Origin of the sequence: Thiothrix eikelboomii (assembly GCF_900167255.1) — a bacterium.
Classification (GTDB): domain Bacteria; phylum Pseudomonadota; class Gammaproteobacteria; order Thiotrichales; family Thiotrichaceae; genus Thiolinea; species Thiolinea eikelboomii.
On sequence record NZ_FUYB01000029.1, the window covers coordinates 1 to 24,579 of the forward strand.

General features: G+C 46.0%; 21 protein-coding genes. 16 read left to right on the forward strand and 5 right to left on the reverse strand.

Annotated features, from left to right (window positions below):
* On the reverse strand, positions 1-238 hold a 238-nt coding region (locus B5D50_RS20250), incomplete at its 3' end, for an IS1-like element transposase (RefSeq protein ID WP_143594316.1).
* A 34-nt stretch (positions 239-272) separates the two neighbouring features.
* Entirely contained in the window at positions 273-791 is a 519-nt protein-coding gene (locus B5D50_RS18580; RefSeq protein ID WP_078924159.1) for a hypothetical protein, read from the reverse strand.
* 259 nt (positions 792-1,050) lie between these two features.
* Between B5D50_RS18580 and B5D50_RS18585 the strand changes: the two genes are divergently transcribed.
* The 9 genes from B5D50_RS18585 (at position 1,051) to B5D50_RS18625 (ending at position 12,636) form a co-directional block, all read left to right on the forward strand.
* On the forward strand, positions 1,051-2,595 hold the full coding sequence (locus B5D50_RS18585; protein WP_078924160.1) for a phospholipase D family protein: 1,545 nt from the start codon (positions 1,051-1,053) through the stop codon (positions 2,593-2,595).
* A gap of 201 nt (positions 2,596-2,796) precedes the next feature.
* A complete protein-coding gene (locus tag B5D50_RS18590; RefSeq protein ID WP_078924161.1) occupies positions 2,797-5,025 on the forward strand; it encodes an NADP-dependent isocitrate dehydrogenase in 2,229 nt (742 codons plus the stop codon).
* Between the two features lie 165 nt (positions 5,026-5,190).
* Positions 5,191-5,724 carry a tRNA adenosine(34) deaminase TadA gene (tadA, locus tag B5D50_RS18595; RefSeq protein ID WP_078924184.1) on the forward strand — a complete coding sequence of 178 codons (534 nt, stop codon included), beginning with the start codon at positions 5,191-5,193 and terminating at the stop codon, positions 5,722-5,724.
* Positions 5,725-5,809: 85 nt separating this feature from the next.
* On the forward strand, positions 5,810-6,208 hold the full coding sequence (locus B5D50_RS18600) for a hypothetical protein (RefSeq protein ID WP_143594415.1): 399 nt from the start codon (positions 5,810-5,812) through the stop codon (positions 6,206-6,208).
* A 31-nt stretch (positions 6,209-6,239) separates the two neighbouring features.
* Entirely contained in the window at positions 6,240-7,097 is an 858-nt protein-coding gene (locus B5D50_RS18605; RefSeq protein WP_078924163.1) for a DUF4743 domain-containing protein, read from the forward strand.
* A gap of 16 nt (positions 7,098-7,113) precedes the next feature.
* Positions 7,114-9,753 (forward strand): aminopeptidase N, encoded by a 2,640-nt coding sequence (pepN, locus tag B5D50_RS18610; RefSeq protein ID WP_078924164.1) that lies wholly within the window; start codon positions 7,114-7,116, stop codon positions 9,751-9,753.
* Between the two features lie 129 nt (positions 9,754-9,882).
* The gene (locus B5D50_RS18615; RefSeq protein ID WP_078924165.1) at positions 9,883-10,701 is read left to right on the forward strand and encodes a DUF6502 family protein; all 819 of its coding nucleotides are present in this window, start codon (positions 9,883-9,885) and stop codon (positions 10,699-10,701) included.
* A complete protein-coding gene (locus B5D50_RS18620; RefSeq protein ID WP_078924166.1) occupies positions 10,691-11,929 on the forward strand; it encodes a DUF5666 domain-containing protein in 1,239 nt (412 codons plus the stop codon). The genes B5D50_RS18615 and B5D50_RS18620 overlap by 11 nt, the downstream gene beginning before the upstream one ends.
* Positions 11,930-12,069: 140 nt before the next feature.
* The gene (locus B5D50_RS18625) at positions 12,070-12,636 is read left to right on the forward strand and encodes an EF-hand domain-containing protein (protein WP_078924167.1); all 567 of its coding nucleotides are present in this window, start codon (positions 12,070-12,072) and stop codon (positions 12,634-12,636) included.
* A 241-nt stretch (positions 12,637-12,877) separates the two neighbouring features.
* Here the strand turns inward: B5D50_RS18625 and B5D50_RS18630 are convergent, their stop codons facing one another.
* The gene (locus B5D50_RS18630) at positions 12,878-14,488 is read right to left on the reverse strand and encodes a phosphoenolpyruvate carboxykinase (RefSeq protein ID WP_143594416.1); all 1,611 of its coding nucleotides are present in this window, start codon (positions 14,486-14,488) and stop codon (positions 12,878-12,880) included.
* 245 nt (positions 14,489-14,733) lie between these two features.
* Between B5D50_RS18630 and B5D50_RS18635 the strand changes: the two genes are divergently transcribed.
* Positions 14,734-16,284 (forward strand): DEAD/DEAH box helicase, encoded by a 1,551-nt coding sequence (locus B5D50_RS18635; protein WP_078924169.1) that lies wholly within the window; start codon positions 14,734-14,736, stop codon positions 16,282-16,284.
* 65 nt (positions 16,285-16,349) lie between these two features.
* Here the strand turns inward: B5D50_RS18635 and aspS are convergent, their stop codons facing one another.
* A complete protein-coding gene (aspS, locus tag B5D50_RS18640; protein ID WP_078924170.1) occupies positions 16,350-18,128 on the reverse strand; it encodes an aspartate--tRNA ligase in 1,779 nt (592 codons plus the stop codon).
* A gap of 535 nt (positions 18,129-18,663) precedes the next feature.
* Between aspS and B5D50_RS18645 the strand changes: the two genes are divergently transcribed.
* From B5D50_RS18645 to B5D50_RS18660, 5 genes are all read left to right on the forward strand, one after another.
* A complete protein-coding gene (locus B5D50_RS18645; RefSeq protein ID WP_143594417.1) occupies positions 18,664-20,679 on the forward strand; it encodes a M12 family metallo-peptidase in 2,016 nt (671 codons plus the stop codon).
* Between the two features lie 28 nt (positions 20,680-20,707).
* Positions 20,708-21,265, forward strand: a complete 558-nt coding sequence (locus tag B5D50_RS18650) for a hypothetical protein (RefSeq protein ID WP_078924172.1) — start codon at positions 20,708-20,710, stop codon at positions 21,263-21,265.
* A 55-nt stretch (positions 21,266-21,320) separates the two neighbouring features.
* A complete protein-coding gene (locus B5D50_RS18655) occupies positions 21,321-21,887 on the forward strand; it encodes a hypothetical protein (RefSeq protein WP_143594418.1) in 567 nt (188 codons plus the stop codon).
* Between the two features lie 226 nt (positions 21,888-22,113).
* Complete coding sequence (locus B5D50_RS20415; RefSeq protein ID WP_159448682.1) at positions 22,114-22,266, forward strand: hypothetical protein; 153 nt, start codon at positions 22,114-22,116, stop codon at positions 22,264-22,266.
* Between the two features lie 62 nt (positions 22,267-22,328).
* Complete coding sequence (locus B5D50_RS18660) at positions 22,329-22,655, forward strand: hypothetical protein (RefSeq protein ID WP_143594419.1); 327 nt, start codon at positions 22,329-22,331, stop codon at positions 22,653-22,655.
* 159 nt (positions 22,656-22,814) lie between these two features.
* Here the strand turns inward: B5D50_RS18660 and B5D50_RS18665 are convergent, their stop codons facing one another.
* A complete protein-coding gene (locus B5D50_RS18665; protein ID WP_078924175.1) occupies positions 22,815-23,354 on the reverse strand; it encodes an isochorismatase family protein in 540 nt (179 codons plus the stop codon).
* 273 nt (positions 23,355-23,627) lie between these two features.
* Between B5D50_RS18665 and B5D50_RS18670 the strand changes: the two genes are divergently transcribed.
* Positions 23,628-24,359, forward strand: coding sequence for a hypothetical protein (locus tag B5D50_RS18670; RefSeq protein WP_078924176.1), 732 nt, complete (start codon positions 23,628-23,630; stop codon positions 24,357-24,359).
* Positions 24,360-24,579: the final 220 nt, after the last annotated feature.

Genomic DNA, 24,579 nt, shown 5'->3' on the forward strand with positions numbered 1-24,579 from the left:
GCACCACGGTCGTCGGGCTGATCTTCAACACCCGACCCGTATCACGTACCCCTGAGCCATTCATCGCCATGTCAATGATCCGCTCCGCTACACCAGGGCGATTCGCTTCATAACGGTAGTTCAACTGAAAACAGTGATGACACCCTCGGCAGCGATAACGCGCCTCTCCACTGGCGGCCTTACCATGTCGATACACCGCACTGGAACACTTCGGACATAACACTTCTATCGTTGCCATGATTCACTACTCTACGCCAATCAACTGCAGTAGTTTAAACTCTATTCAACCTCTTGAATACATGACCCGTTTTTGTTTCCCTTGAATTTAAAGCTTGCTCCATAACGGTTGACTGCTGCCCTTTTAAATCGGCACCGGCAGCAATTAATTGTTGCAAGCGTTCAGTTGCCCCCCGTCCTGCCGCAGCTAACATTTCTTGGGTTAAGCTCTTAGTACTCACCGTTAGATCATTTTGATTAAAGTTGCCCTGTGGATTCATGCATTTCATTAATAGATTAGCCCGCGCCTTGGTTTCATTCTCAGTTTCTTTCGGACGGACAGTTCGACACCAGTGATGTTGGCCTGCGCCATTTTCATTCCAACGCGCATCCGCAAAGCCACAATTGAGAATTTGCTGAGAGCGAAATTGATAAACGGCTTTGGCTGCATAATCTTTGCAGGGATCATAATTTTCATAAATATCGGCTTGAGCATAGCTACTCAAAATTAAAAAGCTACTGACTACGAGGGTAGCGCGGCTAGGCTTCAAGCGGTTAATCACTAAACTAAACATAAACGACTCCTTCAAGTATTGAGTTAAGGTGAGCTGCTCAGCAGCGTCTTCATCACTACAGACGAAGCTGTTTTGAAATCTTTACGGGGGGGGGTAAAAAAATTTTTAAAAATTTAAAAAAATTATTGGATTGCCTAGCCCCTGATTTTAGCTACGGAACAGAGCAGGCTGCACATTCGGCGGCAGTACTCTCTTTGCTGTATCTGTCACGGTTTGTGCTAAGGTAGTTAGTCTGACTTATCTTTTAAGAACTTTATGTATGTTATTAAAGCCGTGGTTTTTTTTAGCGATCTTATTCGGCAGTTGCTTAGGTCTAACGGCGTGTGCAGGTTTACCACCTAATCATGATCGGGTTGCTTCGGTAGCTTGGAGTCAGCCTGAAAAAACTCGTTTAGGCCAGTTGGTGGCGGTCCATGCGCGTCAACATCCTAGGCAATCCGGTTTTAGCTTAGTGGGCAGTGGCAAAGCGGCTTTTAATGATCGGATTGCGATGGTTGAATTAGCGGAAAAAACCTTGGATCTGCAGTATTACATTTGGGAGGAGGATAGCACCGGCTTACTACTTGCAGAGCATTTGCTAAAAGTAGCTGATCGTGGCGTGCGAGTCCGCATTTTATTGGATGATAATAATATGGCGAAGCGTGATCAGAGTATTGCGCGCTTGGATGCGCATCCTAATCTTGAAATCCGCATGGCCAATCCGTTTGCAAATCGGCGAAATCATTTATTGAGCTTTATCACCGATTTTAGGCGCGTGAATCATCGTATGCACAATAAGTCGATGATCGTCGATGGTGCGCTGGGGATAGTCGGTGGCCGCAATATTGGTGATGACTATTTTGAAGTCGATGAGCAAGCTAATTTCCGTGATATGGATTTATTAGCCGCAGGCCCGATTGTGCAAGAGCTAAATCGTAGCTTTGATTATTTATGGAATGGTACTTGGTCTTATCCGATCAGTCGCCTCGTCAAGTCGCCCGTGACTCAGGCTGATTTAGTTCAAGCACGTTTAAGAATCAAGACTTATCTAGCGCAACATCCGTATCCACATCCTTTGAATAAAGAGGTCAGACAATTGGTTCGACGGATCAATCAAGTACTGACTCAGTTAGTATGGGCTAAAGGTCGGGTCATTGATAATGATCCGGTCAGCCTTGTCAAGCAAGGGCGTGGTGAAATCAGTCATGCGCTAACAAACAAGTTGCCAAGTCTAAAGCAAGAATTATTAATTGAATCTGCTTATTTTGTAGGGACTAAAGCAGGGATTGAGGAGGCACGCAAACTAATTCGTCAAGGTGTCCGTATTCGCGTGCTCACCAATTCTTTAGCGTCCAATGATGTGTTAGCCGCTCATGCAGGCTATACCCGCTGGCGCGATGATTTATTAAAGGCAGGGGTAGAGATTTATGAACTGCGTCCTGATTCGAAAGGCGCATTATTAAATCAATTGCTTAATCAGGGGGATTCAACGGCGTCCTTACACACCAAAGCATTTGCGTTTGATAAAAAAGCGGTGTTCATTGGTAGCTTTAATTTAGATCCGCGCTCAGAAAATATTAATACAGAAATAGGTATTTATGTGGAAAGCCCTGAGTTAGCACGACGCTTAATCGCCTTCATGGATGAAGGTGTCCAACCTAAGGTCGCTTGGAAGCTGGTGCTGAATGACCAACAACAATTGCGTTGGTTAGAGACGGATCAGCACGGTCTGCTCCATGAACATGATCGAGAACCCATGACGAGTTTTTGGCAACGCTTATTCTCAGGCCTGATCAGTGTATTGCCGATTGAGTCACAATTATAAAGGTCTAGTAGGTTGTTTAAACCCTGTTGTTGACGGCTGTTTGGCAGATATTTTGCAGGTGCTTTGCTGCAAGCAAGAATCTTTTTGCTGCGCTTTTGTCTATCTCTTGTTGTATATAGTAGAATAGATCTGAGGAGATTTTTTATACCAAGCTGTCGCGCCAGTTTGCGTTTATTTTACGAGCTATCACCAAGGAAAATCATGACTACCAACAATCCAAAGATCATCTATACCCTGACTGATGAGGCTCCGCTATTAGCGACCTACTCATTCTTACCCATTATTCAGGCATTCGCGAAACCTGCAGGGATTGACGTTGTTACTAGCGATATTTCAGTCGCAGCACGGATTTTGGCGGAATTTCCCGATTTCTTGACTGAGGCGCAGCGCGTCCCAAACAACTTAGCCGAACTCGGTGCTCTGACGCAAAGTCCTGAAACGAATATTATTAAATTGCCGAATATTAGTGCGTCCTTGCCGCAACTGAATGCCGCGATCAAAGAATTACGCGCTAAAGGCTATAGTGTTCCAGAATACCCTGAGAATCCACAAACGGATGAGGAAAAAGCTATCCTCAAACGCTATGGCAAAGTGTTAGGTAGTGCGGTGAATCCGGTTTTGCGTGAAGGTAACTCCGATCGGCGTGCACCAGCAGCCGTCAAGCGCTATGCCCGCAATAACCCCCATAAAATGGGTAAATGGAGTCATGCCTCCCGGACTCACGTCTCGCACATGGAGCATAGTGATTTTTATCATGGTGAAAAATCCATGACGATGGATCGTGAGTGTGATGTGACAATGGATTTGGTGACCAAAGATGGGCGTGTGCTTGTTTTGAAAGAAAAAACGCATATTCTCGAAGGTGAAATTATCGACAGTATGTATATGAGTAAGCGTGCGTTGTGCGATTTCTACGAAACCGAACTGCAAGACGCCAAAGAAACCGACATGTTGTTCTCCTTGCATGTGAAGGCGACTATGATGAAAGTCTCGCATCCGATTGTTTTCGGGCATGCGGTGAAAGTGTTCTATAAAGATTTATTTGCAAAATACGGTGATTTATTTAAAGAAATCGGCGTAAAACCCAATAATGGCATGAGCAGTGTACATGACAAAATCAAAACCCTGCCACAAGAAAAGCAAGCTGAAATTCTCGCTTGTATTAAAGCTTGTGAAGCCGAGCGCCCGCGTTTAGCAATGGTCGATTCGGATAAAGGGATCACCAATTTACATGCACCGAATGATGTGATTGTGGATGCTTCAATGCCTGCCATGATCCGTGATGGCGGTAAAATGTGGGGCCCCGATGGCAAGCTGCATGATACTAAAGCCGTACAGCCAGAAAGTACCTTTGCTCGTATTTATCAAGAAGTCATTAATTTTTGCAAAACCAATGGTTCTTTTGATCCTCGGGTGATGGGTACCGTGCCCAATGTCGGTTTAATGGCACAGCAAGCTGAAGAATACGGCTCACATGATAAAACCTTTGAAATCGCTGAAGCTGGTGAAGCACGCATCGTGGATGATCAAGGTAAGGTCTTGATGGTGCAAACGGTGGAAGAGGGTGATATTTGGCGGATGTGTCAAGCCAAAGACGCAGCGGTTCGGGACTGGGTGAAATTAGCCGTCACCCGCGCTCGTTTATCGAATACACCAGCGGTATTTTGGTTAGACCCTTATCGTCCGCATGAAAATGAGATCATCAAAAAGGTCAATCGTTATTTGGAAGATTATGATTTAACTGGAGTAGAAATTCATATTATGTCGCAATTGCGGGCGATGCGTTTTACTTTAGAGCGCGCCTTCCGTGGTTTTGACACTATTTCGGTCACAGGCAATATTCTACGTGATTACCTGACTGATTTATTCCCGATTTTAGAATTAGGCACGAGCGCAAAAATGCTCTCTATTGTGCCGCTAATGGCCGGTGGTGGCTTATTTGAAACCGGCGCGGGCGGTTCTGCACCTAAGCATGTCCAACAATTGGTGGCAGAAAACTATCTGCGGTGGGATTCTTTAGGTGAGTTTCTAGCATTGACGGTTTCCATTGAGGATGTGGCTCAAAAGACGGGCAATAAAAAGGCGCAAGTCTTAGCAGACACCTTAGATGCAGCCACTGAAAAGCTATTGGATAACAATAAATCGCCTTCTCGTAAAGTCGGTGAGATTGATAATCGAGGGAGTCATTTTTATCTAGCGATGTATTGGGCGCAAGCTTTGGCAGCGCAAACTGAAGATGCTGAATTAGCTGAAAAATTTGCACCTTTAGCCAAAACTCTCACTGACAATGAGTCAACCATTGTGGCTGAGTTGAATGCAGTACAGGGTAAACCGGTTGACTTAGGTGGGTATTATTTTGTTGATCCGGCTAAAACCAGTGCAGTGATGCGCCCGAGTGAGACTTTGAATCAGGCAATAGCTAGTCTCTAAGCGAAAACTCTTGATCTATGGATGGATATATTGATCGCTGATGCAGCTCCCCGTCTTTAGGACGGGGGCTAGCGGGGTCGTTTTTTGGCGTGTAGGTATTTGATTCAGCCTTATTTGCGGCGCCTTCATCTCATAGCGACAACGATGACAAGTGATGGGTTTGTGATGCCTCAATCTCTATTAAGCTATTCGGACGAGTATTGGTTGTGTTATGCCTTGCAACTCGCCGAGCATGCTTATCAACAAGGCGAAGTCCCTGTTGGGGCAGTGCTCGTCCGTGACCAGCAAGTTTTGGGTGAAGGTTGGAATCAATCCATTAGCCAGCATGACCCCACAGCTCATGCAGAAATCATTGCTTTGCGTGCGGCGGGTTTAGCTGCGGGCAATTATCGCCTACCTAATACGACTTTATATGTGACGCTCGAGCCTTGCGTGATGTGTGCGGGGGCTTTGTTGCATGCGCGGGTGGAGCGCGTGGTGTTTGGCGCTTATGATCCAAAAACTGGGGCAGCGGGTAGTCGGTTTGATGTTTTATTAGATCAACGTCATAACCATCAGATAGAGCTGGTGGGAGGGGTTTTGCAGCAAGACTGTGTGACTCAGCTCCAAGCTTTTTTTAAAGAGCGCCGTTTAGCCCAAAAACAAGCTAAGTTGCATCTAAGGGATGAGGCTAGTTTACCCAACAGCTTTGAAACTTAGCCGTTACTCAGTGAGCCACTCAATGAATTAATCGCGCTTATGTTAGCCTGCTGATAGTTCTTTAATGAATGGCGGGCTGGGCTGTATGATTAAAACCTTTCTGGTGCATGCCGTGAAGGCAACCCAAACTTCTCCGGGTAAAGGGGTCATGGTTTGGTTAGTCACGGATGAAAATCGAATTCCACGCAAAGTGATGGGCTTAACCGAGCTTGACCCACAAGGCTTGGTCACGGCGGTTAAGCCCGTCTATTCACGCGAAGCTCCTTTAGTGACCGCCTTAAGTCGTTTAGTGCGGGGGGATTTAGTCACAGTTGATTTTCGCCCCTTTAACTTAGCCAATCATTATGAAGAGCGTCTAGTCTATGCACCGGTTGTTCGCCATCAGCCATTCATCATCATTCCACGGTTAAGTAAATTAATCGCCCTTACAACCCTAGCCTGTGCATTAGCAATTGCTTTGGGGGTCACATACTATTATCTTTGAACAGATAATTCCTTTAATAAGTTCACAGTACATGGCTTATCTCGATTGCATCCGCTTGTGCAATAATGCGAATTTGGCTGATTATCTAGCTTGGCGTATTGATGGCGCTATTTATGGTTGGATACGCCCTGATTTTGCTCGGCATTTGTTGGCTTACCCTGAGGTGTTTCAACACGCTCAGCAGGCTATTCAATTTCAAGAGCATTTGCGCAGCAAACAAGCGCGTACTCTTGCGACTGAGGCCGTCATGCGTGAACTACATCGTGAGGCGGTGATTGATACTTGGGTGGGGGAGCGTTACCCCGTGAGTTTAGGCTATCAGCAAACCGCTGTATTAGAGTTGGAGCGGGCTGCGGCCTCTTATCTTGGGATTAAAAGCTTCGGTGTGCATGTGAATGGCTTGGTGCAAAAAGCCGATGCTGTTTATGTTTGGGTGGGTATACGCACACTAGCTAAACCCTTTTGGCCGGGTAAATTGGATCAAATGGTGGCGGGTGGTCTGCCGGTCGGCCTGAGTTTGCTAGATAATTTGCTGAAAGAGGCGAAGGAAGAGGCGAATATTCCTGCCGAACTCGCCAGACAAGCACAACCAGTGTCTAGGCTTCACTATCGTCAAACCTTAAGTCGTGGCTTAGAAAACTCCACTTTGTTTATTTATGATCTGTGGCTACCGGAAAGTTTTATTCCCGAAAATACCGATGGCGAGGTCGAGCAATTTCAATTAATTTCACTAGCTCAATTAGCAGATTTAACCGCACAAGTTTCTGCATTTAAAGATAACTGTAATTTAGTTAATCTTGATTTGTTATTGCGGCTAGGGTTTATATCAACCACTGATCCACAGTATGCTGAATTGAAACAAGCTTTATATGCTGAGATCAGTATTTAATTATTAGGAAGATAAAATGAGAGAAGGGCAGCCACATACTATTTATTTGAAGGATTATACACCCCCCGTTTATCAAGTCGAAACTTTGAATTTAAAGTTTGAGCTAGGTGATGAGTTTACGGTTGTAACCAGTACTGCACATTATCAGCGTGACCCTAGTCATTTAGGTAATACCCTCTTGGAATTAGATGGTGAGGATTTAGAGTTAATCAGTGTCCAATTAGATGGACGCTATCTACAAGTAAATCAAGATTATCGCTTAACGCCTGAAGGTCTGCAGATTCTAACGATGCCCGCACAAGGGAGTTTAGAAATTGTTACTCGTATTTATCCACAAAAAAATACCGCTTTAGAGGGTTTGTATCAATCAAGTGGTAATTTTTGTACGCAGTGCGAGGCGCAAGGTTTTCGGAAGATTACTTATTATCAAGATCGACCGGATGTCATGACTTTGTTCACAACAGATATTATCGCTGAGCGTGCGAAATATCCAGTGCTGTTATCGAATGGTAATTTAGTTGCAGCGGGTGAATTAGAAGAAGGTAAACATTGGGCGCGGTGGTTAGATCCTTATCGCAAGCCCGCGTATTTATTTGCTTTGGTGGCAGGGCATTTAAAGCATGTAGAGGATTTTTATACCACGGGTTCAGGCCGTAAAGTCACACTGCGTATTTATACCGAGCCGCATAATATTAGTAAATGCGAGCATGCTATGCAGTCGCTGAAGCGTGCTATGCGTTGGGACGAGCAGCGGTTTGGTCTGGAATATGATCTCGATATTTATATGATCGTGGCAGTGGATGATTTCAATATGGGGGCGATGGAAAATAAAGGTTTAAATATCTTTAATTCTAAACTGGTATTTGCTAGCCCAGAAACCGCTACTGATCAGGATTATATCAATATTGAATCGGTGATTGGCCATGAGTATTTTCATAATTGGACAGGTAATCGGATTACCTGTCGTGATTGGTTTCAGTTGTCTTTGAAAGAAGGTCTGACGGTTTTTCGGGATCAAGAATTTACGGCGGATCTACATTCACCTGCTGTGAAGCGGATTGAAGATGTGCGGATGCTGCGCACTTTTCAATTTACGGAAGATGCAAGCCCAATGGCGCATCCGATTCGCCCTGCCTCTTATATGGAAATCAATAATTTCTACACCATGACCGTCTATGAGAAAGGCGCGGAAGTGGTGCGCTTATATCAAACCTTATTAGGGCGGGCGGGTTTCCGTCAGGGAATGGATTTGTATTTTGCCCGCCACGATGGTCAAGCGGTTACTACGGAAGACTTTCTAGCAGCGATGGCGGATGCAAATCAGGCGGATTTAAAACAATTGCAGCGTTGGTATGATCAAGCCGGCACACCCGAAGTTAAAGTGACAATGACCTATGATGCTACTGCACAAACCTGTCGTTTGCATTGTGTTCAAAGTATCCCCGCCACTCCAGAAAGCCAGCACAAACAGCCCCAATTGATTCCACTACAAGTGGGTTTACTGAGGGAGACAGGGGCTGATTTGGCGCTCTATTTAGAAGATCAGCCTTGTGATGGGATTTTGCAGTTGACGCAAGCCGAGCAGAGCTTCAGGTTTACTCAAGTGCCTGAGCAACCTGTGCCGTCTTTACTGCGTAATTTTTCCGCTCCAGTACGCTTGGTTTACCCCTATACGGAGGCCGAGCTGATTTTTCTTATGAAGCATGATAGTGATGCTTTCAATCGTTGGGATGCGGGTCAGCGACTAGCCATGCGGGCTTTTGAAAGCTTATTGCTGGATTTAAAGCAAGGTATTCCTTTAGGGTTAAGCCATGAGTGTGTATGTGCTTGGCAAGTGGTGTTAACCGATGAAAACTTAGATCCTGCCTTACGCGCTGAGGCCTTAAGTTTGCCCTCCGAAACCGATATTGCTGAGCAACTACGCCCCGCCGACCCCGCTGCGATTCATCAGGTACGAGAGTTTGTACTCACTACTTTAGCGAAGGCTTTGCGCTTAGATTTTGAAATTATTTTCTATCGCTTACAACACCAAGGTGTTTATCAGATTGATGCTGCCAGTATGGGCAAGCGCCGTTTGAAAAATGTCTGTTTGGCTTATTTAGGGCATTTAGATGATCAGGCAGTACCCGCTTTGTGTGCGGAACAATATGCACAAGCAAATAATATGACTGATGCTTTAGCGGCTTTAGCGGTATTAGTGGATATTGACTGCCCAGAGCGGGTAGCCGCTTTGCAGCATTTCCATGATCGTTGGCAGCATGACCCCTTAGTCATGGATAAGTGGTTTGCACTTCAAGCCAGTTCTAGCCTGCCCAATACCTTGCAACAGGTGCAACAGTTATTGGAGCATCCACTGTTTGATATGCGTAATCCGAATAAAGTGCGGGCTTTAATTGGTAGCTTTGCCCTACGTAATCCTTGGCATTTCCATGCTGCTGATGGCAGTGGCTATGCTTTCTTGGCAGAACGGGTACTCTGGTTGAATGAACGCAATCCGCAAGTTGCTGCGCGCATGGTTAGGCCACTGATCAACTGGCGGCATTATGAGTCAGGTCGTGCGCAATTAATGCGTGGGCAATTAGAGCGTATTCAAGCTCATCAGGGTTTATCAGCGGATGTCTATGAAATTGTGAGTAAAAGTCTGGCAACTGCTTAGTTCATTCACAGTTTAAGATCTTTACAAGCCTTCCATTGGAAGGCTTTTTTTATTAAAGGGAAAAATTTCCCATCCTTTAATCGTGTTTTTACTTGCGCCAATCCTCTTAATGGGAATAAAATCCCATTCATGAACACGATCCTGCGCGCTGCGCTCTACCAGATTCTCAAAAGCCTGATGCGAATTTTATATCGCAAGGGAGTCGCCTTTGGTGAGTTTACCCAGCTAGCTAAGCAGGCTTATGTGGATGTCGTTGAGGATGAATTAACCAGCTCAGGTGAGCGGGCAACCACGACCCGTATTGCCGTGATTACCGGATTAACCCGTAAAGAGGTCACCCAGCTGCGTCAAGCAGAAATCACTGAAGTTGCCCCACGCTTTAATCGGGTTCTACGAGTTCTTAATGGTTGGTTGCATGATGCTAATTTTTTGGATCGTGAAGGGCAACCAGCGGTTTTGGCTTTTCGTGGTGCTGAACCCAGTTTTGAACAGTTGGTGCAGCGTTATAGCGGTGATATGTCGAGCTTTGCCATGCTTGACGAAATGAAGCGAGTGCAATTAGTCGATACCGTCGACGAGGGTGCCGTGCGTTTATTGAGTGCGACTTATATTCCCGACACGGATGATGAGGCTCAGTTGCAATTATTAGGCAGTGATGTATCGCTGCTGGTGATGACGATTAATCATAATTTAATAGTTCCGTCAGACGAGCGCTATTACCAACGTAAAGTGAGTTATAACAATTTGCCCCAAGAAGTTTTACCCGCTTTTCGTAGCTTTGTACGCAAAGACGCTCATCAACTCTTATTACGTTTTAATCAATGGCTCTATCAGCATGATCGTGACCATAGCCCCGAAATCCAAGGTACAGGGCGGATGCAAGCAGGGGTTGGGATTTATTACTTCGAGCAGCCAATGGCCAGCAAGGAAACCAGCCATGAAGATTAACTTAGCCTTCTTAATGCTCAGCGCTGCTATAAGCTTAAGCAGTTGCGGTGATGCGCTGACCTTAGTGGAGGGCGGCATGACCGGTACAGGGATTACCGCAGGGCGCATCACCGGCTTTGGCAGTATTTATGTAAACGGTGTTCACTACCAAGTTGATGACGCCTTGTTGTATCGCAATGGCAGTCGAGTGGCTGATCAAACTAGTTTTGCAGCTGGCGAATTTATTACTGTGACCGGAGCAGTAAACACAGATGGGGTCAGTGGTATTGCCACGCAAGTGAGCTTTGAAGGCTTGGTAAAAGGTGTGGTCGAAGCGCTGGCAGCGGATGGTCAAAGCCTGACGGTCTTGGGGCAAACGGTGGAGCTGGATCTGCTGACTGTCTTGCATGGTTTTGATCAATTAACTGATTTGCAAATAGGGAATGTGTTGGAAATCTCCGGTGATCGGTTGCCGAATGGCAGTATTAAAGCCAGTAGTATTAGTTTAATCGCCGATAGTTATCAAACTAGTGAGGGTTTACAACTGATGGGTTTGATTACGCATTTAAAACCCGAGTTAAAAACTTTTCAAATAAGTGGGTTGACGATTAATTATGGCGCTGCCAACTTAAGTACATGGAATAATCAAGCCTTGGCTAATGGGCAAAGGGTACAGGTTAAGGCCAGCCAATTACCAATGAATGCTGTATTAATAGCTCAACAACTGAGTTTACAAACCACTGAAGATAAATATCCAGAAAAATCTCGCTTAGAGTTAGAAGGAGTTGTCAGCACGATTGTTGCTGCTAATGAATTTACCTTGGCAGGGCAGAAGATTATTACCAGTAATACAACTCAATGGGTGGGTTTGACTGCGGTGGCGGTGGGGTTAAATTTAGAGGTGGAAGGTTATATGGATGCGACGGGGAGTTTGCAGGCTAAGCGTATTATGTTGCGTGATACTTCGCAGGGGAATAGCCACGAATTAGCCGGACAAATCACCGCTATTGATAAAACCTTAAGTACGATTAATTTAGCGGGCTATCTCCTCTATTTAGATAAGAGCAGTATGCTATTAAACAATAGCCAAACGGCTAAACGTTTAGCTCAACGTGGTGGCCGCCATGATGTGGCTAAGTTCGAAGATTTGGTGGTAGGTGATTATATTGAGGTCACTGCCTTGCAATGGTCTGATGGGACTTGGCGGGTACTGCGCTTAGACCGTGGAGGTCGCCGTACCACTCACTAGTACCGTGCCGATGAATGATTTCAAGGGGTTAGTTGCTTAGTGCGGCTAGCCAATGAAAAAACCCGGTGGTTCAGCACCGGGTCAACCGACTTACCTAAGTTAGGTAAGACTTTTAGAAAAACTTAAATGGAGTTCAGTCCATGCGTGTGCAAACAACAGCTATTGTTTTATTCACTAGTTTATTAGCCATTTCTTCTACAAGCTTTGCCAAAGGTGGTCACAACGGTTCAGCCAATCATACGGGAGTATCGGCTAAATCCTCAGTCTTTACTGCTATTTATGATACAGATGGTAATGGTACGGTGACAACTGCTGAAGTGACCGCAGTACGCACCGCCGACTTTAATGAAGCCGATGGTGATGATTCAGCGACACTTTCGCTAGCAGAATATCAAAATCTCGAAACGAATACACAGACCCGTGAAATTAGCAAAATGTTTGAGATTTTAAATACGGATACCACCAGCAGTGGCTTGACCCTCGCAGAGTTTTCCGCCAATACAACAGCGACCACTGCGGTGACAAATGCATTTGCTTTAGCCGATACCGATGGCGATAGCGCCTTAAGTTTAGCAGAATTCACGGTGCTCCAAGGCTACAAAACCGGTTCGATTTGGGGCTTCGCGGGCTTAGATACCGATGTGAGCAAAACTTTAACCCTAACTGAGTTTTTAGCTGGCCGTGTAGGGCATGGCGGCAAGCGTTAATGAGTGACGGTGGTTTATAAGGGGCTGGTCAGGTTAAACTAGCCCCTTCTCGATTAAGTAAAATATCTAGGTAAGTATTGGGTAGTCTGCTCCAGATTGCCCAATTGCTCGTGCACACTGCGGGGATGAACTGGCTCTATTGTCGCAAGCCTCTATTCAAAATGCAGGAGTTTCTTTGTCAGACAGTCTAATGAATGCCTCTCTCTACTATTTGCTGAAAGAGGCAAACGGTAGAGACTAATCAACGCCCCGCTAAAGGTCCTGCTTCACGCACTTCTGCGGTCACATAGTCGGCAAAGCGGGCAAAGTTTTGATGGAAAGCCGCCGCTAATTGCTGGGCTTTGGTTTGATATGCGGTTTTATCTGCCCAAGTCGAGGCGGGATCTAGCACTTCATTCGGAACATCGGGGCAGCTTACTGGGATGTTCAAACCGAAAATAGGATCAATGCGAGTATCCACCTGATCCAAATCACCGCGTAAAGCTGCATTTAGCATGGCGCGGGTGTGACGAATCTTCATCCGGTTACCGATACCATAAGGACCACCACTCCAACCAGTGTTTAATAACCAGCAGGAAACTTGATGCTCATTGATTTTTGCACCCAATAAGTCAGCATAGACAGAAGGGTGTAGCGCCATGAACGGCGCACCAAAACAGGTACTAAAGGTCGTGGTGGGTTCAGTGATGCCTTTTTCTGTACCAGCTACTTTAGCGGTGTAACCGGACAAAAAGTGATACATGGCTTGGGAAGTAGTGAGTTTAGAAATCGGTGGCAAGACCCCGAAAGCATCACAAGTGAGCATAATAATATGCTTAGCATGGCCTGCTTTGCCCGGATAGAGTGCATTAGGGATTTGCGTGATCGGATAGCTGGCACGGGTGTTTTCGGTGAGGCTGCCATCCGTTAAGTCCAGTTCACGGGTAGCCATATCCATTACTGTATTTTCTAATACCGTTCCGAATTGATGGGTAGTTGCATAGATTAATGGTTCAGCTTCTGCAGAAAGATTGATCACCTTAGCATAGCAACCGCCTTCTAAATTGAAAACACCTTGATCACTCCAGCCATGCTCATCATCACCGATCAATAAACGCTCTGGATCGGCAGATAGGGTAGTCTTACCCGTACCGGATAAACCAAACAGAATCGCCACATCACCTGCTTGACCGACATTAGCCGAGGCATGCATCGACATGACACCTTGCTGAGGGAGCAGATAATTCATAATGGAGAAGACGGATTTTTTGATCTCGCCCGCATAATGCGTACCGCCAATGATGACTAAACGCCGTGCGAAATTAACCAGAATAAACGCCCCAGAGCGCGTGCCATGTTGGGCTGGGTCAGCTTGCATATCCGGTACATGTAAAATGGTAAACTGTGGTTCATCAACCGCTAAACTCCGTTGTAGTTCAGCAGGGCGAATGAACATGTTCTGTGCGAATAAAGCATGCCAAGCATATTGGGTAATAATACGGACAGGCAGTTCAGTAGTCGGATCAGCCCCAGCTAATAAATCCTGAACGAAAATAGCCTTGCCTTGTAAAAACGTTTGAACTGAGTTTAAAACCTTCTCAAAATTCTCTTCACTAATGGCTTTATTTACTTCACCCCACCATACTTTGTCATGGCTATCGGCTTCATCAACGATAAATTTGTCGTTCGGTGCCCGCCCCGTAAATGAGCCAGTATAGGCCACTAAAGTGCCACCTTGGCCCACATGAGCTTCACCTCGGCGCATAGCTGCTTCGTACAAAGCAGGCGCAGATTGGTTCCAAAAAATATCGTTAAGCTTGCTCAAACCTAAACTAGCCTCTAGGTGTGCAGAGAGGTTGGTGTTAACCATCATGATGTTTTCCATGCTTAAAAAATCAACTTTTACGGGTACTAGTCTTTTTGAATAGCGACTGCTACCCATTGGGGGGGGTAGTATAAGCCTTCCTATTTAATTTGGGGTTATTTCGACTTGTAAAATAAATCATATTCCGGTCATGATGAGCACGTAAAACCCTTAAATAGTTGTTTTGGTCGCTTGCGGTGGTCTTGATTTGTGCTACTACGTTGCTTTTGCATGGTTTGTGGTATGCTTACGACATGGAAAATCAATACTTAAGCACAACTCGATTTGACTCATTCACCCTCGATGAGCGGATTTTAAAATCGCTGCATGCCGCTGGTTTTGAATATTGCTCGCGTATTCAAGCTGAAACCTTGCCCTTGGCTCTGAATGGTCAGGATATTACCGGTCAGGCGCAGACTGGCACAGGGAAGACCGGCGCATTTTTGGTGGCAACCTTTCAGCGTTTGCTATCACAACCCTTAGTCGATGCTAAGCCCGGTTCAGTACGTTGCTTGATTCTTGCCCCGACCCGCGAACTAGCCATTCAAATTGCCCGTGATGCTGATGAGCTAGGTAAGTACACGGGCTTAAATACCGTCTTAGTGTATGGTGGGGCAGCTTATGAAAAGCAACGCCAGCAATTTAGCCAAGCGGTAGATCTATTGATTGGTACGCCGGGGCGGGTAATTGATTATTGGAAACAAGGGGTGTTTGATTTTAAGCAAACCCAAGTTTTAGTGTTAGATGAAGCCGATCGTATGTTTGATATGGGCTTTATTCAAGATATTCGGTTTTTGCTACGGCGCTTACCTGAGCCAACCGCCCGCTTAAATATGCTGTTCTCCGCCACGCTCTCACAAAAAGTCTTGGAGCTAGCGTATGAGCACATGAATAATCCGGTACCTGTGAAAATAGAAACGGATTCAGTCAGTGCGGATAATATTAGTGAGGCGATTTATTTTCCGGCTAACTCAGAAAAAATTCCCCTGTTAGTTGGCTTAATTCGTGAACTTGAACCGCAACGTGCCATTGTATTTGTCAATACCAAGCATAATGCCGAACGCATTGAAGCCTATCTCAAGGTTAATCAGATTAAAGCCGCGATGATTTCCGGTGATGTGCGCCAAAGTAAACGCGAACGCTTTTTGAAAGATTTCGGCGAAGGGCGTTATCAAATTTTAATTGCTACCGATGTTGCAGCGCGGGGCTTGCATATTCCGGCGGTTTCACATGTATTCAATTTTGATTTGCCGCAATTAGCCGAAGATTATGTGCATCGAATTGGGCGGACTGCTCGTGCTGGAGCTTCCGGTGAGGCGCATAGCTTTGCCTGCGAAGATACGGCTTTTTATCTGCCTGAAATTGAAGAATACACGGGTAAGACCTTACCTGTAGTGGCGATTAGCCCAGAGTTATTACCTGAAATCCAGCGTCCACAACGCGGTCACTCACAGCGTCCAGCGCAACGTCCAGCTGCTCATCATGAGCGCCATGATCGTGAGCAACGTAAAAAGCCGCCGCGTGAGAAATCACCTCAAGCTGTAGTAATGCCGGAACTAGAGCCAGAGCCTGTTAGATGGCAAGCAGACGATAAAGCAGCTGCATTACCACCGGATGAGCCAAAAGAGCTTGAACTCACTGCAGCTGTGCCAGCTCAAAAACCTAGACGGGTCGCCTCGATTGCTTATATGTTTGAAGAGAATAATTTAGAGCCGCTGGAGGCTGAGCCAGAGCCGCAGGTAAATCAACAGCATTCACATCAGCGGCGGCATAGAACTGCACCCCATAAGGGCAGGGGCAGTTAAGCATTAACAAGCCACCGACCGTGGGTGGCTTGGGTTTTGGTTTTGAATCAGGCTAGTTAAGCCAATTAAGCGCTGGTTTTCTCCGGCAATTTCACCCGAATATTCAATTCACGCAATTGACGCATGCCAACAGGGGCGGGAGCATCTGTTAAGGGGCAAGCAGCGGTTTGGGTTTTCGGGAAGGCCATCACATCACGAATGGATTGACTGCCTGTCATCAGCATAATCAACCGATCCAAGCCAAAAGCTAAACCTCCGTGCGGCGGGCAGCCATATTTAAGTGCATTCAGCAAGAAACCGAATTTCTCTTCTGCTTCTTCGGCGCTAATGCCCAATAAGCTAAAGACCGCGCTTTGCATTTCAGGGCGATGAATACGCACTGAGCCGCCCCCGACTTCTGTACCGTTTAAGACCATATCATAGGCAATGGACAGTGCTTCACCCGGATTAGCCGCCAACTCTTCTGGCGTACATTTCGGTGCGGTGAAGGGATGATGCAGAGCAGCCCAACGTTTTTCTTTCTCATCCCATTCAAACATCGGGAAGTCGACGACCCAAAGGGCAGCCCATTCCGAGGTGAGTAATTGACGATCATGGCCTAATTTGATGCGCAAAGCGCCGATTGCATCATTGACGACTTTAGCCTTATCTGCACCGAAGAAAATCAAGTCGCCCGTTTGCGCACCCGTGCGCTCTAAAATACCTTTCACCACTTCTTCAGGTAGGAATTTTAGAATCGGTGATTGTAAACCGTCTAAGCCAGCACTGAGGTCATTGATTTTGATATAAGCCAAGCCTTTTGCACCATAGCGGGCAACAAAGGCCGTGTAATCGTCGATTTCTTTGCGGGATAAATCACTGCCATTCGGTAAGCGTAAAGCCACTACACGGCTATCGGGGTCTTTAGCTGGGGCTGCAAAAACTTTGAATTCAACCGCTTTCATTAAATCACTGACGTCGACAAATTCCAAAGGAATACGCAGATCTGGCTTATCAGAACCAAAGCGGAACATGGCTTCGGCATAAGTCATGTGCGGGAATTGTGTGGGCAATTCGACGCTCAGCAGGGTCTTGAACATGTCACGAATCATGGCTTCAACCATACCCATAATCTGCTCTTCATGCATAAATGAAGTTTCGATATCGAGCTGGGTGAATTCCGGCTGGCGATCAGCACGTAAGTCTTCATCACGGAAGCAGCGCGCAAATTGGTAGTAGCGATCCATGCCCGACATCATCAGCAATTGTTTAAATAATTGCGGTGACTGCGGCAGGGCAAAAAATGAACCCGGATGGGTGCGGCTGGGAACTAAATAATCCCGCGCACCTTCTGGGGTTGCTTTGGTAAGCATCGGCGTTTCAATATCAAGAAAGCCATTCTCTTCCAGATAACGGCGCATAAAGCCCGTCGCTTTGGCGCGTAATTGCAAGCGCTGCTGCATTTCAGGGCGGCGCAGGTCAATATAGCGATAAGTTAAGCGCTTTTCTTCACCTACCCCGGTTTCGTCTAATTGGAAGGGTGGGGTTTCAGCCGCATTCAACACCGTGAGTTCTAAGCCGAGCACTTCAACTTGACCACTGTGCAAATTATCATTAGTCGTACCTGTTGGGCGGCGACGGACTCGGCCTTTGACTTGTAAAACATATTCATTGCGCACGCGCTCAGCCGTGGCGAATACCTCAGCCCGATCAGGATCAAACACCACTTGCACCAGCCCCTCACGGTCGCGCAGGTCAATGAAGATAACTCCACCGTGATCACGCCGACGGTTTACCCAACCACAGAGAGTAATTTCCTGATCCAGCAGGGATTCATCCACCTGCCCGCAATAATGACTACGCATACTTATTATTCCTGAAATTCGATATGTCTTAGCAAAGGCCGAAATGTTAAGCCCTGACAGGATTCTGTGCAAGCAAGAAAGCTAGCTAAGCCCGCTTTGGCAAGCGTCTGCCAAGTTTGCCACAGCCTATGCAAACTACGTTCAGATTCAAAGCCGCAAGGTGCTGCGATTTCGGGTAGGGCTAAATGGGTTGGCTTAAAGAGTAATCCAATTCCAACGAGTGTGTATCAGTGTTTATCAAATATGAATAAAATACAAGCAAATTGGAATTGACAAATGTTTTTTCAATATGCTTAACTGCCGATCCAATAAAAAAACTACCTTTATGCTAACTGAATGAAAGAATAAAGGGGCTGTAGATTGATTATGTAGAGAGTAATTCGTTTTTTAGTTACAAAAGGAAATTGTTTTATGAAAATGTATTGCTCGTCTCGGTAGACGATTTTCGCCTACTGTTTTAGCAGGTGCTATTAGTTTAGCGCTGCTCGCCTCTTATTCATCTTTGCAAGCGGATGAAACAGTTTGGAATGATAATTTGCCGGATAGCGTTGCTACCGAGTCTGCACAAACCCCTTCAAGCTCTACACCGTCATTGGAGAGGTTTCGAGCGCTTCAGTTAGATGAAAAGCGTCTTGATGAACAATTGGCGGTGTTGAGTGAAACACGTCAAACTTCTACAGATGTTTCGTCGGGTTTAACGATCAGTTTACCTTTGCCGGATTGCAGTTTTGCACACGTTGAACTCGTTCCTGATCATGTGTTAGCGCCTGAATTAGAAAAGCAGCATCCTGAATTAAAAGTTTGGTCGGTGATGGGTGGGGATAAACGTGTGGTGGGTGGGGTGGTGGATCGAACGCCCTTAGGTCTGCATGCCATGTTGGAGCTGCGCAGTGGGGATACGGTGTTTATTGATCCTGATGAGTCGGTGAAGGGTCAGCGCCGCTATGTGAGTTTTAGCAAGCGGAATAATCCGAAAGCCTTTGCAGCGGCGATGAAAGGATTCAAGTGTGGGAATCATGATCATGATCATGCTAAAGATGATTTAGTACAGAAGCTGCTAGATACTGAGCCGCAACCCACTGCTGAGCGCGGTTCAACGCGGGTATTGGGACAAAACCTAAATACCTACAAGCTTGCATTAGCAACGACTGCTGAGTTTACCCAAGCTAATGGCGGAGCAACGACGACCAATCAGCGTTTGTTTACTTTGATTGCACGGGTGAACCAAATTTTCCAACGAGATTTGAGTATCAAGTTTAATTTAGTGGGAGGTACAAGCATTATCCAAACTAATTTAGGGGATGCCGCTCAAGTGGGGGATGGTTTGGGAGATGGTTATTCAAATTTCGACAAGACAGGCAATTTGCTCTTACCTCAAAATCAAACAATGCTAGACAGTGTTTTAGGTGTAAATGGGTATGATGTTGGGCATGTATTGACGACCGGTGGTGTTGGTTGGGGGCAATTATTCACTCCCTGTTCATCACAAAAGGCTCGTGGAACGTCTGCAATCTCAACCCCATTAGGAAGTACGGCTGCGATTGAAGGGGCTGCGATTGATATGCTGGCGCATGAGCTAGGGCATCAATTTGGGGCTAGACATACCTTTAATGCGTCTACAGGTCTAGATTGTGCTGCTGTAAACGGTCAACCAACTAGAGACGCAGGTGGTGCGGTCGAACCGGGTGCTGGTACGACCATTATGTCGTATGCGGGACAGTGTTCTGGTAACAATATACTCCCTGCACCAACAACGGGCAGTACTTCGGAGGCCATGTTCCATGCTCACACCCTACAATTGATGACAGCTTTTGCCCATAATGGTGGCGGAAACACTTGTGGCACTCGTCCTGCCATTATTAATCCGAATACTGGTTTAACCAATCGTAATCCAACTATGAGCATGCCCGCTCAAGTTTATATCCCAGCCCGTACACCGTTTACTTTACCCGTCGTGACGACGACCGATGCTGATAATGATCCGATTTCTTATGCTTGGGATCAAATCAATATTGGGGGAACAGCCGCTAACAAAAATCAGGATAGAATCAACTCAGCCTTGATTCGTTCGCGTCTCCCTCAATACGGTAATAGCAGCCGCACAATTCCCAATTTGCCTGCATTATTGGCAGGTACGGCGGTGGATGGTGAGCATTTACCTATCACAACGCGGGTTCTGAACTTCCGCTTGGTGGCGCGTGACCAGCGTGGTGGGGTGGCTCAGGGGAATTATGTGGTGAATGTTCGTAATACGGGGGCAGCGTTTAGTGTGCCTAATACGATGTTGCCTGCCAGTGGAGCGATTAAGATTAGTTGGAATGTGGCAGGAACGAATGCCAGCCCGATTAATTGCTCGCAAGTCAATATCTCACTTATTAATGCTACGGGTGTGGCTTATGCGAATCTAGGGACTCATAACAATACGGGTATTACAGCCAACACAGTGCGATTACCCGCTACGATTCAAACGGGAAGTCGGGTGAAAGTGGCCTGTAGCAATAATATTTTCTTTGCAATTTCGGGGCGAAATCCAACCGTGGCGGCCCCTTAAATCTATTCATATCGTTGAGGAATTTCTGATGAAACAATCATTGTTAACCGCCCTTTGCCTCGCCTCAGTCGTGGGTTGTGTTCCGCCGAATGCAGTGAGTATGGGGCAGGAGCAAATGCCGACGGGACAAAGCCAGACGGTGGCGGCTAAAAGTGCTTTGCGTGTAGTGGGTAATACGATCTATTTTTTGAATGCGCCACCGGATAAGGTCAAGCCGAAGGATTTCAAAGACCAAAAGGCGATTGATGCTCATTACACGGTTTTATCAGCAGCACTCAAAAAGCGCAATCCGACTCAAGATGCCCGTTTCGCCTTTGGTAAGGGTATGCGGTATTTTTTTACTAGCAATGGGCGAAATGCAGCAGGTGGTAGGGGAAATCCTTTTGGTTTTGGCGCTCCAGAAATGGTAAAGCACTGTCCAAGCGCCCATTCTCAATTTAAATTTATAGAGGGATATAAGTTTGGTGAGTATTCGGGTGAGTGTTTAGCAGATAGCAGACCTTGCCGAGATTATATAATCTCTACTGATACATATATGCTTTCTTGGAACAAAGAAATGGCACGCCTGTGTCACGGTGGTAAGTAGTCGACAAGAAGACAGGGCATGGCGAAGGTCATGCCCTACTTAGTAAAGGATCACTATGAAACAATCATTGTTAACCGCTCTCTGTCTTGCTTCTGTGGTCGGCTGTGTTCCGCCGAATGCAGTGAGTATGGATGAGGGGCAAATGCCGACGGGACAAAGCCAGACGGTGGCTACTAAAAGCGCTTTGCGTGTGGTGGGTAATACGATCTATTTTCTGAATGCTCCACCGGATAAGGTGAAACTAAAAGATTTTAAAGATGAAAAGGCTATCAATGCTCACTACACCACTTTATTGTCAGCGCTTAAGAAGCGCAACCCGGTTCAGGATGCTCGTTTTGCTTTTAATCATGGGATGCGACATTTTTTGACTTATAATGGAGTTAATGTAGAGCAGGGTAGAGGAAATCCACTAGGTTTAGGATCTCCAGAAGTTGAGAAACGTTGTCCAGGTTCTTTAACTCGATTTAAGCAATTTGAAGGTGTGCAGTTTATCCAGACAGGCGAATGCTCCCATGAGCGTCCCTCTTGTTGGAATTATTCATTTGCTGTTGGTGATGCCTATATGCGTCCTTGGAACCAAGAAATGGCTCGCTTGTGTTGGGGCGGTAAGCTTCCACAATAAGAGCCGATAGCTACTCGTATTGGGGCATGGCGCAGGTCATGCCCTGATTTTATCACTTAGATTCAAGCTGCTCCGAAACTTGCCTAACCTGCAACGGCAATTCAATACTAATCCTTAAACCACCCTCAGCCTGATTGCTTGCCCGAATATTCCCGCTATGGCTATCAATCACCCGTCGTGCTAAACCTAAATCTTAGCCTTTGATATGATGAATCAGGAGTATTGAATGAAAACTTATGTCTGGACTTTAGTAGGGGTTTTGGTGGTTTCTATGGGCTGCTCATCTACCGACTCGAATCTTGCCTATGCGGGTGTGAAACGAGAGCAAACAAAGCCATTGCCGCGTTTAATGGGGGATACGTGGCAATTCTTTAGTTAGACGCAGGATAAACGGGAGGGTTATTTCAAAGATAAAAAGGCAGTGGAGGCTTATTTCAAGCCTTGAAGAGGCGCAATCCAGCGGCGGATGCCAAGGCAGCGGCGGAAAGGGGGCAATGTTTATTGTTGGGGATGTATTATGGCCCCAGTGCTGCTGTGTATACGAGAGGCGATGCGTGGCAGCGGTTTGGTTCAGTTAAATTCAAGGATGATGCTAGTTTCAGGCAATGCCTCGGCTCTGGTTATAAGCGCTTGAAAGGCAGCAGCAATATGATGGATTGCAAAGGTGTTCAGTCGTGCGAGTTTTATAGTGGTACAGCTGAAGCTTATGTCTACCGCTTCAATAATGTGATGGTGACGTACTGTAATAAACCTGTTAAAAGTAAATAACCATTGGGCAATGACGCAGGGCATGCTATCGCTTAAGCCCGCTTTGGCAAGCGTCTGCCAAGTTTGCCACAGCCTATGCAAACTACGTTCAGATTCAAAGCCGCAAGGTGCGGCGATTTCTAATCAGGCAGCACGAGCGAATAAATTGGGTGCTTGGTATTAGGTATAATCCGCCGTGTTCGTAATCTGTGCAAAGCGATCTTTTAGCACCATGGCCGTGTGTGCCTTGATTTGCTCAGGGCTGACTAGGCTTTGATTCAACGGATGTTGCATCGCAAAAGTTAAAGTCGCATCCAACACAAAATCTACGGAATAGCCTAAATCACTGGCTACCCGTGTCGTGGTTTCACAGCATTGTTCGGTACGAATCCCACTGATTTTTAATTGGCTAATGCTTTGATCGTGTAACCAAGCCTGTAAACCACTTTCGGTTAAGGCATTATGAACCCGCTTAGTGAAGATTGGCTCATTAGCTTTCGGCTGAAGAAAATCCATCAATCGGACAAAACCAGAGGCTTGCGAAAAAGCACCACGGTCCTCTTCATGCAAAATATACACAATAGCCCAGCCCCGTTCGCGGGCCGTATGAATCAGGTTTAATAGCTTAGTTTGGAAACTTGGAAAATCCTGCTCACTCCAATAAGGCCGATGTTTAAAGGACTCTTGGACATCAATGACCAGTAACGCGGTATCAGACATCGTATTTATTGCTCCGGTTTGAAAGATCAACAGCTTAAAGCACAGAAACTAGAGCTAACAGGGTGAGTTCGGTCAAAATCAAGACGAAATCGGACTATTTTAAATGAGGCGGATTAAGCTTCGCCGATGATCATTAAATTCATCAATAAATTCATCAGTTTTAGTATTAGCTGGGTTTTAGCGGCTTTCATCCAGTTAGTAGACCGCTGACAACGCGGATGATAGCTAGTATAAAGCGCATCGACTATTAAGTTTTCAAGCAAAGGGACGCTGATGAAATTCTTTAGACGCAGCTTATTGGCTAGTTTTCTAGCTGGTATTTATTTTAATTCAATCGCTTTGGCCAATACTCCGCTAGACAGCCCCTTAAGTTTGGACGAGTTGTTGAACCCGAAGGTGATTGCCCAGACTTTAAATTCAGGTCAGACACAATTAGCCCTAGCAGATACCCAGATCTATGCTAAAAAGGCGGCGGCTTTAGTCGAACAGTTAGAGTACCAACCCTCCTTAGCGCGGCGGCAAGTGAATTTGAGCGACTTAGCGGCACAACGCCAAGTGCAGCATTTAAACGGTGCGGATGAGCTAGAGGCGCTGTTAAGTTCTGCCCAAGTGATTGAGGCTATTGAGCAGACGATCCAGCCTTATGGTTTAGGGATTAATAATCTTGCCGATGTGTATACGCTTTGGTGGATTACCGCATGGCAAGCCTCTGAAGGTGAGCTAAGCAAGATAGATAAGCAAACCGCTCAAGCGGTGAAGCAGCAAGCGATGTTGATCTGGTTGGCGAACCCTAAATTGGCTCAAGCCACGGATACGCATAAGCAAGCTATCGCTGAAGCCTTACTGATCCAAGCTTTGTTAACCCAAGCCGCGATTAATCGGGCGGGCGATGATCAACAAGCCAAGCAGGTGGTGAAAGAGGCTGTCCGTCAGGGGGCGGCTGCGAGTGGTTTGGTTTTAGAGCAAATGCAATTAACCGCTCAAGGTTTTGTGATCAGGCCTTAGTTTTTATTAGGCCTAATACTATTTTGCTGCAGTGCAAGATGGGGGAAATTAAGCCTTTCTTGACTCTTTTCGCTAGAAACTAGTAGTTTTATGTGGGTTTATTTGCAATTTTTCTTCTTAAATCGCAATTAAGTATATGAACTTAGCGAATAGGTATATTTCTTTCTCTAGAGGTAATGCTACTCTATTTCACAAGAGAGAGGGGGAATGCAGTTAATTC

Excerpts from the sequence above, each read along its gene's own strand:
- B5D50_RS18580 (WP_078924159.1), bottom strand. The coding sequence starts at position 791 with ATGTTTAGTTTAGTGATTAACCGCTTGAAGCCTAGCCGCGCTACCCTC.
- B5D50_RS18585 (WP_078924160.1), top strand. The coding sequence starts at position 1,051 with ATGTTATTAAAGCCGTGGTTTTTTTTAGCGATCTTATTCGGCAGTTGC.
- B5D50_RS18590 (WP_078924161.1), top strand. The coding sequence starts at position 2,797 with ATGACTACCAACAATCCAAAGATCATCTATACCCTGACTGATGAGGCT.
- tadA (WP_078924184.1), top strand. The coding sequence starts at position 5,191 with ATGCCTCAATCTCTATTAAGCTATTCGGACGAGTATTGGTTGTGTTAT.
- B5D50_RS18600 (WP_143594415.1), top strand. The coding sequence starts at position 5,810 with ATGATTAAAACCTTTCTGGTGCATGCCGTGAAGGCAACCCAAACTTCT.
- B5D50_RS18605 (WP_078924163.1), top strand. The coding sequence starts at position 6,240 with ATGGCTTATCTCGATTGCATCCGCTTGTGCAATAATGCGAATTTGGCT.
- pepN (WP_078924164.1), top strand. The coding sequence starts at position 7,114 with ATGAGAGAAGGGCAGCCACATACTATTTATTTGAAGGATTATACACCC.
- B5D50_RS18615 (WP_078924165.1), top strand. The coding sequence starts at position 9,883 with ATGAACACGATCCTGCGCGCTGCGCTCTACCAGATTCTCAAAAGCCTG.
- B5D50_RS18620 (WP_078924166.1), top strand. The coding sequence starts at position 10,691 with ATGAAGATTAACTTAGCCTTCTTAATGCTCAGCGCTGCTATAAGCTTA.
- B5D50_RS18625 (WP_078924167.1), top strand. The coding sequence starts at position 12,070 with ATGCGTGTGCAAACAACAGCTATTGTTTTATTCACTAGTTTATTAGCC.
- B5D50_RS18630 (WP_143594416.1), bottom strand. The coding sequence starts at position 14,488 with ATGATGGTTAACACCAACCTCTCTGCACACCTAGAGGCTAGTTTAGGT.
- B5D50_RS18635 (WP_078924169.1), top strand. The coding sequence starts at position 14,734 with ATGGAAAATCAATACTTAAGCACAACTCGATTTGACTCATTCACCCTC.
- aspS (WP_078924170.1), bottom strand. The coding sequence starts at position 18,128 with ATGCGTAGTCATTATTGCGGGCAGGTGGATGAATCCCTGCTGGATCAG.
- B5D50_RS18650 (WP_078924172.1), top strand. The coding sequence starts at position 20,708 with ATGAAACAATCATTGTTAACCGCCCTTTGCCTCGCCTCAGTCGTGGGT.
- B5D50_RS18655 (WP_143594418.1), top strand. The coding sequence starts at position 21,321 with ATGAAACAATCATTGTTAACCGCTCTCTGTCTTGCTTCTGTGGTCGGC.
- B5D50_RS20415 (WP_159448682.1), top strand. The coding sequence starts at position 22,114 with ATGAAAACTTATGTCTGGACTTTAGTAGGGGTTTTGGTGGTTTCTATG.
- B5D50_RS18665 (WP_078924175.1), bottom strand. The coding sequence starts at position 23,354 with ATGTCTGATACCGCGTTACTGGTCATTGATGTCCAAGAGTCCTTTAAA.
- B5D50_RS18670 (WP_078924176.1), top strand. The coding sequence starts at position 23,628 with ATGAAATTCTTTAGACGCAGCTTATTGGCTAGTTTTCTAGCTGGTATT.